Source organism: Mesorhizobium muleiense (assembly GCF_900099905.1).
GTDB classification, from domain to species: domain Bacteria; phylum Pseudomonadota; class Alphaproteobacteria; order Rhizobiales; family Rhizobiaceae; genus Mesorhizobium; species Mesorhizobium muleiense.
The window spans coordinates 18,744-29,244 of record NZ_FNEE01000014.1; the positions used below are offsets into that span (position 1 = coordinate 18,744).

9 protein-coding genes are annotated in these 10,501 nt (G+C 60.4%); 4 read left to right on the forward strand and 5 right to left on the reverse strand.

The genetic code is table 11. From position 1 onward, the window contains the following. Positions 1-136 precede the first annotated feature (136 nt). Both BLT09_RS21930 and BLT09_RS21935 read left to right on the forward strand, forming a co-directional pair. On the forward strand, positions 137-2,131 hold the full coding sequence (locus BLT09_RS21930) for a protein-L-isoaspartate(D-aspartate) O-methyltransferase (protein WP_091596591.1): 1,995 nt from the start codon (positions 137-139) through the stop codon (positions 2,129-2,131). A 202-nt stretch (positions 2,132-2,333) separates the two neighbouring features. Beyond that, positions 2,334-2,540, forward strand: coding sequence for a hypothetical protein (locus tag BLT09_RS21935; RefSeq protein ID WP_027151394.1), 207 nt, complete (start codon positions 2,334-2,336; stop codon positions 2,538-2,540). 21 nt (positions 2,541-2,561) lie between these two features. Here the strand turns inward: BLT09_RS21935 and BLT09_RS21940 are convergent, their stop codons facing one another. The 4 genes from BLT09_RS21940 to BLT09_RS21955 all read right to left on the reverse strand — a co-directional run bounded on the left by BLT09_RS21940 (position 2,562) and on the right by BLT09_RS21955 (position 8,626). After that, positions 2,562-3,101 carry a DUF1772 domain-containing protein gene (locus BLT09_RS21940; protein WP_236473712.1) on the reverse strand — a complete coding sequence of 180 codons (540 nt, stop codon included), beginning with the start codon at positions 3,099-3,101 and terminating at the stop codon, positions 2,562-2,564. A 613-nt stretch (positions 3,102-3,714) separates the two neighbouring features. Then, positions 3,715-5,337 carry a SpoVR family protein gene (locus BLT09_RS21945; protein WP_091596597.1) on the reverse strand — a complete coding sequence of 541 codons (1,623 nt, stop codon included), beginning with the start codon at positions 5,335-5,337 and terminating at the stop codon, positions 3,715-3,717. A 9-nt stretch (positions 5,338-5,346) separates the two neighbouring features. After that, positions 5,347-6,657 carry a YeaH/YhbH family protein gene (locus tag BLT09_RS21950; RefSeq protein ID WP_027151392.1) on the reverse strand — a complete coding sequence of 437 codons (1,311 nt, stop codon included), beginning with the start codon at positions 6,655-6,657 and terminating at the stop codon, positions 5,347-5,349. A 19-nt stretch (positions 6,658-6,676) separates the two neighbouring features. Further along, complete coding sequence (locus BLT09_RS21955; protein ID WP_027151391.1) at positions 6,677-8,626, reverse strand: PrkA family serine protein kinase; 1,950 nt, start codon at positions 8,624-8,626, stop codon at positions 6,677-6,679. Between the two features lie 470 nt (positions 8,627-9,096). On the opposite strand from BLT09_RS21955, the gene BLT09_RS21960 reads away from it, so the two are divergent. Continuing rightward, complete coding sequence (locus BLT09_RS21960) at positions 9,097-9,282, forward strand: hypothetical protein (RefSeq protein WP_091596600.1); 186 nt, start codon at positions 9,097-9,099, stop codon at positions 9,280-9,282. 36 nt (positions 9,283-9,318) lie between these two features. On the opposite strand, the gene BLT09_RS21965 is transcribed toward BLT09_RS21960, so the two are convergent. Continuing rightward, positions 9,319-9,756, reverse strand: a complete 438-nt coding sequence (locus tag BLT09_RS21965; protein ID WP_091596603.1) for a DUF2267 domain-containing protein — start codon at positions 9,754-9,756, stop codon at positions 9,319-9,321. A 315-nt stretch (positions 9,757-10,071) separates the two neighbouring features. Here BLT09_RS21965 and BLT09_RS21970 point away from each other — a divergent pair, with 315 nt between their 5' ends. After that, positions 10,072-10,401 carry a cytidine/deoxycytidylate deaminase family protein gene (locus BLT09_RS21970; protein ID WP_329608814.1) on the forward strand — a complete coding sequence of 110 codons (330 nt, stop codon included), beginning with the start codon at positions 10,072-10,074 and terminating at the stop codon, positions 10,399-10,401. Positions 10,402-10,501: the final 100 nt, after the last annotated feature.

Below are 10,501 nucleotides of genomic sequence, written 5' to 3' on the forward strand. Positions count from 1 at the left end.
GAACCTGGAAGCTCGCCAACGGTTAAGGAGACTAGCCGCCCGACATGAGTTGCCGAGGCCGAGCGCATACCCGAGAAGCCGTCGGGCACGATCAGGGGACAATCGGGGGCTGTCAGCTCGCAAGAGGAGCAAAAAGATGCTCGATCTTTCCCACGCACGCAACCGAATGGTCGAAGTCCATCTCAGCCGCCGTGGCATCCATGACCGCGAGGTGCTGGAAGCGATGCGCGAGGTTCCGCGCGAGGCATTCGTCGCTCCCGGCTTTGAAGAATTCGCCTATGAGGACGGGCCGCTGCCGATTGCCGAGGGTCAGACGATATCGCAGCCCTACATCGTCGCCTTGATGATCGAGATGGCGGAAATCGGACCGGGCGACCATGTCCTGGAGGTTGGCACCGGTTCGGGCTACGCGGCTGCCGTGATGAGCCGGATCGTCGAACGCGTCTACACGATCGAGCGCCACGCCGGGTTGGCCGAAACGGCGAGACAGCGGTTCCAAGAGCTTGGCTACGACAATATCGAAGTCCGCACCGGCGATGGCACCAAAGGCTGGCCCGACGCGGCGCCCTTCGACGCCATTCTGGTCGCCGCCGGCGGACCCGGTGCGCCGCTTGCGCTTCAGGAACAGCTCGACGTCGGCGGCAGGCTCGTCATCCCGGTCGGCGACGATCCGCATGATCAGCGCCTTCTCAAGGTCACCCGAAACGGCGCTGCGACTTACAGCGAGGAGGATTTCGGCGGCGTGCGGTTTGTCCCACTCATCGGCGAGCAGGGCTGGCCCGAGAGCGGCAACCGTATCGCGAATGATCGTCCGTCCGGACGCGCACGCACGCGCAGCCTGCCCGAGATGATCGCGGCGGCGGCCGAACCGCTGCCGGATTTCGACGATCCGGCGTTCGGCGAATTATTCGACCGGTTTGGCGACCGGCGCGTCGTCCTGCTCGGTGAAGCGAGCCACGGCACGTCGGAGTTCTACCGGGCCCGCGCCGCGATCACCCGCAGGCTCATCGAGAAGCACGGCTTCACCATCGTCGCTGTCGAGGCCGACTGGCCTGATGCAGCGGCGATCGACCGCTACGTCCGGCATCGGCCGCCACGCGCCAACGCCGATCCGCCGTTCCAGCGGTTTCCCACCTGGATGTGGCGCAACACCGACGTTGCCGCGTTCGTCGACTGGATGCGACATCACAATGAACGCATCAGGCTATCGTCCCGACTGGCGGGGTTCTATGGCCTCGACATCTACAATATGAGCGGATCGATCGCCGCGGTTCTACAATATCTCGATCTGGTCGATCCGCAGGCAGCAAAGATCGCGCGTGAACGCTATGGCTGCCTGACGCCTTGGCAACATGAACCATCCACCTACGGCCGTGTCGCACTCACATCGGGTTTCGAGAAATGCGAGCAGGCCGTGCTCGAACAATGCCGCGAACTGCTTGCCAGGCAGCTCGACTATGCCCAGCAGGACGGCGTCGATTTCATGGATGCCACCCAGAATGCCCGGCTGATCGCTTCCGCGGAACGCTACTACCGGATCATGTACTATGGCGGCGCGCAGTCCTGGAATTTACGCGACACCCATATGTTCGAGACGCTCGAGCATCTGCTGGAAGCTCGCGGGCCGAACGCCAAGGCGGTCGTGTGGGCGCATAATTCCCATATCGGCGATGCCCGCTACACCGAAATGGGGATTGTCAGGGACGAAGTGAACATCGGCCAGTTCTGCCGCCAGCGCTTCGGCGACGAGGCAGCCTTGATCGGGCTCGGCACGCATTCCGGGACAGTCGCCGCGGCCTCCGACTGGGACAGCGAGATGGAAATCAAGCGGGTGCGGCCTTCCCATAGCGATAGCTACGAGCGGCTTTGCCATGATAGCGGCGTCTCGCGTTTCCTGCTCGATATCAAGCGCGACGATACGTTGCGCGAGCGGCTTCTGGAGCGTCGGCTGGAGCGCTTCATCGGCGTGATCTATCGGCCGGAAACCGAACTGCGCAGCCATTACGCGGATGCCTCTCTTGCCCAGCAGTTTGACGCGTTCGTCTGGTTTGACGAAACCGTCGCGGTGACGCCGCTTGGGCCGGAGCATGTCGGAACCGGCGTTCCCGACACCTATCCGTTCGGGCTCTAGCCGCCTCGCGGACAAGGCCGCGTCAAGGTGAGTTTCGGCGGAACATTCATCGCGCCGTGCTGTTTCTAGTGCATGTCGCCCAAAAGTGCGCAGCGGTTTTGGGACAACGACATGCATAAAAACAAAGATTTAAAGCGCGTCGATTGAATCCGTTTCAACGCGATGCGCTTTAGAACAGGACCCTTTTCGAAGGAGTTGTGCCATGAGCGGAACCAAACATCCAAAGTGGAAAAAGCCGAGCGATGCCGATCTGAGGAACAATCCCGGTATCGGCACCTCGAAGGGCACGATCAAGGAAGGCGACGAACTCGTACTCGAAGGCGAAAACACCATCGAGGGCGATGTCGAGAACGACACGAACGCCCTTGGCGGGATCAATCCAAGACAAAAGATGCGGACGAACAAGTAGCGTCGCTGCGCATCCCACGCGCTATTCACTCCCAGCATAAAATGTCGCGGCGACAGCAATCGAGATCAGGCTCAGCATCGCCAGGACTGCCCTGGCGACGTGCGAGGCTTCCCAAACATCGCGCAAGTCTTTCCAGTCGCCGCTTTGCTTCCGGCGGAGCATTGAAAAAAACGTCGCGGCTGGTTTCGACACTGCGACGTCCTGCACCCAGAAATTGTTGACGGGATGTGTTACCAGCCAATAGGTCGCATGTTCCGCCACCAGGAAGACCAGGGCCGCCAAAGTCCACCAGAATCGACCGCCTGCATAGGGCGTGAGGTAAAGCAGGATGGCGAGTGCAATGATGCCGCCGATCTCGGCAAACCCGCCGATCGTGAAGCCGGGATAGTAGATCTCCTGCACAGATTTGTAGGTGGCCTCCTTGAGGCGCAACTTGCCGGGCAACTCCAACGCGTGTGCGAGCGACAGCGCCATTGCGATTGCGACCAGAAGAAGGGTGACAATCATGAACGCGCGCATGCTGTTCCTCCCTGAACCGTCTTGACAATACGCGGCGTACATAGCGTGCTCGCCGACACGGTAAAGGCGACGGAGGTGGAGCCGCCGCTCCATTATTCAACGCCGCTGGCATTGAGCCCCACCGCCAAGGCATGGAACCATCGTTCGGCGCGATGGTTGTCACCCTGGATGATCCTCCTCCGAGCAAACGGAAGGAGATACATGCCGCTGCGAACGACCCACGTCTAGGCCGGCGTCGACAGCGAGAACGAGCTATTCATTGGCGCCGGAGCTGTTGAGTGGAAACACATTGGCGCCGAGGAGATGTGAAGCAAGCTTCGGGGAGTCTCCGATGACCGATCCTGATCCAGACCCGAACAATCCCGTGCCGATACCGGATAATCCCAATCCTGAGCCGGCCCGGCCTCCTGCTCCGCCGGAGACTCCGCCTGGTGAGCCTCCGGGCGTTCCTCCGCCTTCGCCTGATCCCGTTCCCAGCCCCGAAAGGCAGCCCGTCGAAATTCCTCCCGATATACCACCGGAGATTCCTACGGAACCGACCTTTCCGGGTCCGACGGCCAGAGCATTGGACCCGGAGCATTCGACCCCGGAGCATTGGACCCAGGAGTAAAAACCCGGCAGTAGAACGATGCCGTCGCCGGCCATTCCGGTTTGGTCATTCCCCGATTTGGCTGGTCGAACGTTCGTTGAGCGTCCCGCCGGTTTGCGCATCGATCGCCGCCAGGCTGACCTCATAGCCCCACAGGGTCCGGATATGGCGCAGCGTGGCGTCGCGACTGGCCTCCTCCAGCATGATGCCGTTCTTCACCTTGTGCTCCAATCGCAACTGCCGGTCGCCGAGCAGATCGACATCCACCACCTGGATATCCGGCCGGCTCGCGCCGATGTCGTAGCTCTGGGCGAGCCCGGCGCGTATCTTTTCGTAGCCACGCTCATTGTGTATCGACGCTACTTCGTAATGCGGCTCGCTGGCGGCGTCGGCGAGGACAAAGAACCGCCACTTCCGCATCAGGGCGGGGCTCAGATACTGGCGGATGAAAGATTCGTCGCGATGGTTCGCCCACGCGTCGAGCAGGGTTTCGCGCCAATCGCCGTTGCCGGCGATATCGGGGAACCAGTCACGATCCTCGGCAGTCGGCTCGGTCGCTATGCGCTGGATGTCCTGCATCATGTCGAGGCCCAACGCATAAGGATTGATGCCGGAAAACCGCGGGTCGTCGAAGCCCGGCTGAAAGATCACGTTCGAATGGTTGCGCAGGATCTCCAGCATCGCGCCTTCGCTGATCAGGCCACGATCGAACAGCATGTTCATCAGCGTGTAGTGCACGAAGGTGGCGCAGCCTTCGTTCATCACCTGCGTTTGCCGCTGCGGATAAAAGTATTGCGCGACGACGCGGACGATCCTGACGATTTCACGCTGCCAGGGCTCTAGGACCAGGCTGTTTTTTTCCAGGAAGTAAAGCAGGTTCTCCTCGGGCAGCTTGAGCGTTTTCTTTCGCTCCGCGATGTCGGAATTCTTTTCCCCAACATTGTCTCCACCCTTCGAAGGCGGCAGCGTGCGCCACAGATCGTTGTAAGAACGCTCTTCGTACTCCAGGCGCTCACGAACGCCTACACGCTGCCGCTCCGACGACAGCTTCGGCGGCCGGCGATATCTGAAGACCCCCTGTTCCATCAGCGCGTGGGCCGCATCGAGGATCGCCTCCACCGCGGCAACGCCGTGCCGCTCCTCGCAACGGGCAATGTAACCCTTGGCAAAGTCCAGATAACTCAGGATCGCGCTGGCGTCCGTCCATTGCCGGAACAGATGATTGTTCTTGAAAAAATGATTATGGCCAAGCGCTGCATGAGCTGTCACCAGGGCCTGCAGGGCCATGGTGTTTTCCTCCATCAGGTAGACGATGCAAGGATTGGAATTGATCACCAGCTCGTAGGCGAGCCCCCGCCCGCCTTTGCGGTAGAGCAATTCCTGGTAGAGAAAATGCTTGCCGAAGGACCAGTGGCGATACATCAGCGGCATGCCGACCGAGGAATAGGCGTCGAGCATCTGCTGGGACGAGATGATCTCCATCTGCACCGGATAGATGTCGAGATGAAGCTCTTCGATGGCGATCGCCTCGATCGCTTCGTAGGCGCGCGACAGTGTCTTGAAATCCCAGTCGGACCCCGAAAAGAGCAAACCTGATTTGCTGGTTTGGCCTGGTTTGCCGGTTTGGCCTGATTTGCTGGTTTGGCCCGACTTGCTGGTCTGGCCCGACTTGATGGTCTGGTTCGCCATCGGCTCCCCTCAAGCGCTTTTCTGCAAGACCGGCTGCCTGGCAAAGAGCTGGCGAAAGACCGGATAGATGTCGGCTGCGTTGGCGATACGGCTCATCTGGAAATTCGGCCATCGCTGGTTGACAACGCTGTAGGCGCGCCAGAGCGAGGTTCCATTGTCGGTGGTGCCGAAAATATGGCTCTCACGTTCGTCGATGATCTCGACATAGGCAAAATACTGGCACAGGCGCATGATCTGGCCGTCCATCAGGCCGATGCAGCGCTCGGAATCGGTGACGAAATTGTCGCCGTCCGACGCCTGGGCGGCATAGATGTTCCACTCGTTGCTGGGATAGCGTTGCGCGATGATGCGGTGCATTTCCTCGAGTGCCGTGGAAACAACCGTGCCGCCGCTTTGCGTATTGTAGAAGAAGGTTTCCTCGTCCACCTCCTGCGCCTCGTGCGTATGGCGGATGAAGACGATTTCGGTGCGGTCGTAGCGCCGTTTCAGGAACAGGTGCAGCAGCACGAAGAAGCGCTTGGCCAGATCCTTCTCGCGTTCGCCCATCGAGCCGGATACGTCCATGAGACAGAACATGACCGCATTGGCATTCGGCACGGGCTGGGCGTCGAAACGGTTGAAGCGGATGTCGACGGGATCGACATAGGCGATCCGCTTGCGGCGGCGCTCAAGTCGCTCAAGCTCCTCCCGCAGCGCTGCAATGCGCTGGCGTGCCGGCGCCGCGCTCTGCGGCTCGGCCTCCAGGATTGCGAGTTGCTCCGCAATCGCATCGAGTTCCTCCTGCTTGGGGCGCCTTAGCGCAATCCGGCGACCATGGCTGTTTCGCATCGTGCGCCCGACATTGATGTTGGTCGGCGAACCGGTCGCCGCGAACCCGGCGCGGCGCGGTTTGAAGGATAGTATCTCCTTGAGGTTGAGCTTGACCATGTCGGGAAGTTCGAGATCCTCGAAAAAGAGGTCGAGCACCTCCTCGCGCGAGAGCACGAAACGAAAATCGTCCTCCGAGACCGTTTTCCCGGGAGATGAGCCGCCGCCGCCCTGGCCGGGCTTCGGAACCCGGTCGCCCGGGGCGAAATGCTTGTTGCCCGGCAGGATGTGCTGCCGCCTGCCGCTGTCCTTCGCGTCGCTGAAGCTCGGCTCAGCTGTGCCCCTCGCTGGCATCGAGACGGCGTGCTCGCTGTCGACATCGGCGATCTTGCCGGTACGGATCCGATCCCGGATGCTTCGCTTCAGCTCTTCGCGCGCACGTTTCAGGAAGCGCTGGCGGTTGCCGAGGCTCTTGTCCTTTGGGTTCAGTCGGCGATCGACAAAGATCGGCATGGAACCATCCCGGCCGGACTCAGCCCGCCTTGTTCACCCGCATGTACCAGTCCACCAGTCGGCGGACCTGGCGTTCGGTGTAACCGCGTCCGACCATCCGATGCACGAACTCTGTATGCCGCTTCTCCGTTACGCTGTCCTGCTTGGAGCCGAAGCTGATCACCGGGAGCAGATCCTCGACCTGACCGAACATCCGCTTCTCGATGACTTCACGCAGCTTTTCATAGCTCGTCCACGAAGGGTTGCGGCCATGGTTCCTCGCCCGGGCGCGCAACGTGAACTTCACGACCTCGTTGCGGAAGTCCTTGGGGTTGGCAATGCCGGCCGGCTTTTCGACTTGCGACAGTTCGTTGTCGAGCACCTCGCGATTGAGGATCTGGCCGGTATCGGGGTCTTTGTAGTCCTGGTCCTCGATCCAGGCATCGGCATAGGCGATGTAGCGGTCGAACAGGTTCTGGCCGTATTCGCTGTAGGATTCCAGATAGGCCTTCTGAATTTCATGGCCGATGAACTCGGCATAGCGCGTGGCCAGTTCCGACTTTATGAAGTCGAGATAGGCGGCTTCCGTTTCCTTGGGGAACTGCTCGCGCTTGATCGCCTCCTCCAGAATGTACATCAGATGCACGGGATCGGCGGCCACTTCCTTGGTGTCGTAGTTGAAGGTCTGGGACAGGATCTTGAAGGCAAAGCGCGTGCTGACGCCGGTCATGCCTTCATCGACCCCGGCGGCATCGCGGTATTCCTGAACCGACTTCGCCTTGGGATCTATGTCCTTAAGGTTCTCGCCGTCATAAACGCGCATCTTGGTGTAGAGCGGCGAATTGTCGTGCTCGGCCAGACGGGTCGAGACGGTGAACCGGCTGAGAATGTCGAGAACCTCCGGTGCACAGGAACTGGAGGCCAATTCGCTTTCGCGCAGCAGCTTTTCGTAGATCTGCCTTTCTTCTGTGACCCGCAGGCAATACGGCACCTTGACCACCAGGATACGGTCGAGGAATGCCTCGTTGTTCTTGTTGTTCTTGAACTGCAGCCATTCCGATTCGTTGGAGTGGGCTACGACGATGCCCTGATACGGGAAAGATCCGAAGTTTTCCGTACCGTTGTAGCTGCCTTCCTGGGTAGCGGTCAGCAACGGATGCAGGACCTTGATCGGCGCTTTGAACATCTCGACGAACTCGAGCAGCCCCTGCGTGGTCCGGTTCAGGCCGCCGCTGTAGGAATAGGCGTCCGGATCGGATTGGCTGAAATGCTCGAGCTGTCTTATGTCGACCTTGCCGACCAGGGCCGAAACGTCCTGGTTGTTCTCATCGCCTGGCTCGGTCTTGGAGATGCCTATCTGGCGTAGCCGCGAAGGCATGAGCTTGACGACGCTGAACTTGGAGATGTCGCCGGACAGTTCGTCGAGGCGCTTGGCCGCCCATGGCGAGATAAGACCGTTCAGCCGGCGCCGCGCGATGCCGTATTTGTCCTCCAAAAGGTCGCCCATGCGGTCAGGATTGAAAAGCCCGAGCGGCGATTCGAAAACCGGACTGATCTGGTCGCCGACCTTCAGCGTATAGATCGGACGCTCCTCCATCAGCTTCTTCAGCCGTTCGGCGAGCGAGGACTTGCCGCCGCCGACAGGGCCAAGCAGATAGAGAATCTGCTTGCGCTCCTCGAGCCCCTGAGAGGCATAGCGGAAATAGCCGGCTATGCGCTCGATCGTGTCCTCCATGCCATAGAACTCGGCGAAGGTGGGATAGACCTTGATTGTCCTGTTCGAGAAAATGCGGCCGAGCCGCTCATCCATGCTGGTGTCGATCAGGGTGGGCTCGCCGATCGCCTCGACCATCCGCTCGGGCGCCGAAGCATACATCGATTTATCCTCGCGGCAGGCAAGGAGATATTGCTGGATGCTTATCTCCTCCTGCGCCGCATTGGTGTAAATCTCCGAAAACAGATCGAAGACGTCGGAGTGGTTCTCGCGCATGGTATTCCTCGCCCCGGCCGGTCTGGTTGCTGTCGCCTCTTCACTCAACTGTCGGAAAGCCTTTGTGGTTCCCTATTACACGTAGTGCGTCTGCGACCGGATGTTAGGGGTCCAGACAGATATCGTGAACGCCTGGAAGTCAGCCAGCGAATGGCTCGCACAATGGAACGTTTCCGAGGGAAGTCCATTCTTCCACCAGCGCTTGCCGAGCGCAACAGCCCGCTGGGTACAAGTTGCCTTTCTGAAGCAATAAACCGCCCGCGCTCAGCAGTTGCCCGCGCTCAACGGTTGCCCGCGCTCAACAGTTGCCCGCGCTCAGCAGTTGCCCGCGTTCAGCAGTTGCCCGCGTTCAGCAGTTGAATGGCGAATCACTGGCCATTCGGCGAAGAGAGCTGCACTGCGGTGTCCAACCCCTGCACCGGGAGCAACGGTTTCGCTCCTGATGGGTAACGAGGGAAAGGAGATGTTCCATGTTCGAGAACAGCATGTGGTTGATCGTCGTTGCTGGAGGCCCGCTACTGCTGGCAATCCTGCTCGCCTACGCACTCCTTACGTGGCGACGCCGGGGGCCTGCAGAGCGCAGAGAAAGCGATCGGGCCACCGAGCGACTGTATCGCGAGGAAAACGGCCCGGGCAGAGGCGGTAAAACAACGTAAAACACGTCGCATGAAGTCGGTCGAACGCGACTCGCTTTAGACTCCAACACTTTCGGGCCAAAGCGCCCGGATCTGCTTCGGCAACGCGTCCCGCACCTTGGCCGACTGGCCGAGGTCGACATGCCTGGCGAGTACCTTGAACACGGATCTCGTCGCATCCTCGGGATTCACCGGTCGAGTGGATTTCATCTCCTCGGCCACCCGCTGCAAAAAATCCTCCAACGAACGGCTGCTCGTCGGCAGATCACGCGGCCGATACCGATCATAGTAGGCTCCGCGCACGAGAAGCGGCAGTTCAGCCCCCAAATTGGCAGCCAGTTCAATCTGCAGCCAATCCCGCAAGGTGCGTAGAACGGCTCCCAGCATATGCCAGGCCACGCGCCTGTCGGGCCCGTGATCGGCCATGATCTCGTCCAGCCAGATGTTTGTCGTCTGCAGGGTTTTGTCAAAAACTTCCAAGCCGGTTGCGCTCATCGTCGCCTCCTCTGGGCAATCCCAACACCCGCCCAAAATACCCGCCCAAAATAGCCGCCCAATATACCCGCCATGACGCGCAAACGGCCATTGAGCGCTATTGTTTCATCACGCGTTGAAAATTGTCCAAGAGCAGCGGCGGATGCAGCCAGTGGATTAAATCCAACGTCTGAAGCGAGGCGATCACATGCCAGGTTGCGCAGCCATCAATTTAGTGCCCATGACTGGACAGCTCGCAAGCGCTCCAAGACTGTAGAATTCAAGCGAAGGGCCTTTACGCGTACAGTTACGAACGGGCACCCCAACGAGGCGGCCATGAAGAGCGATACCGAATATCTACGTCTCGCCGTGGAGATCGCCACCGAGAGCCGGGCGAGTGGCAATCATCCTTTCGGGGCGCTCCTGGTCGGGCCGGAAGGCGACGTGCTGCTTTCGTCGGGCAACACCTACGCGCGGGATCGCGGCGTTGGCCACGCAGAGGCAAACGTGGCGCGCGCGGCTGCGCAGCAATACGACCCGACCTTTCTCGAGCGATGCACGCTGGTGACCTCGGTCGAGCCGTGCTGCATGTGCCCGGGGCCTGTTACTGGGCCGGCATCGGCACCGTGGTCTACGGACTCAGCGAAAGGCGGCTGGCCGAGCTGACCGGAGACAATTCGGAGAATCTGACCCTCGATCTGAGCTGTCATCAGGTGTTCGCCGCCGGACGGCGCCATGTAGCAATCCGTGGCCCATTCCCTGAACT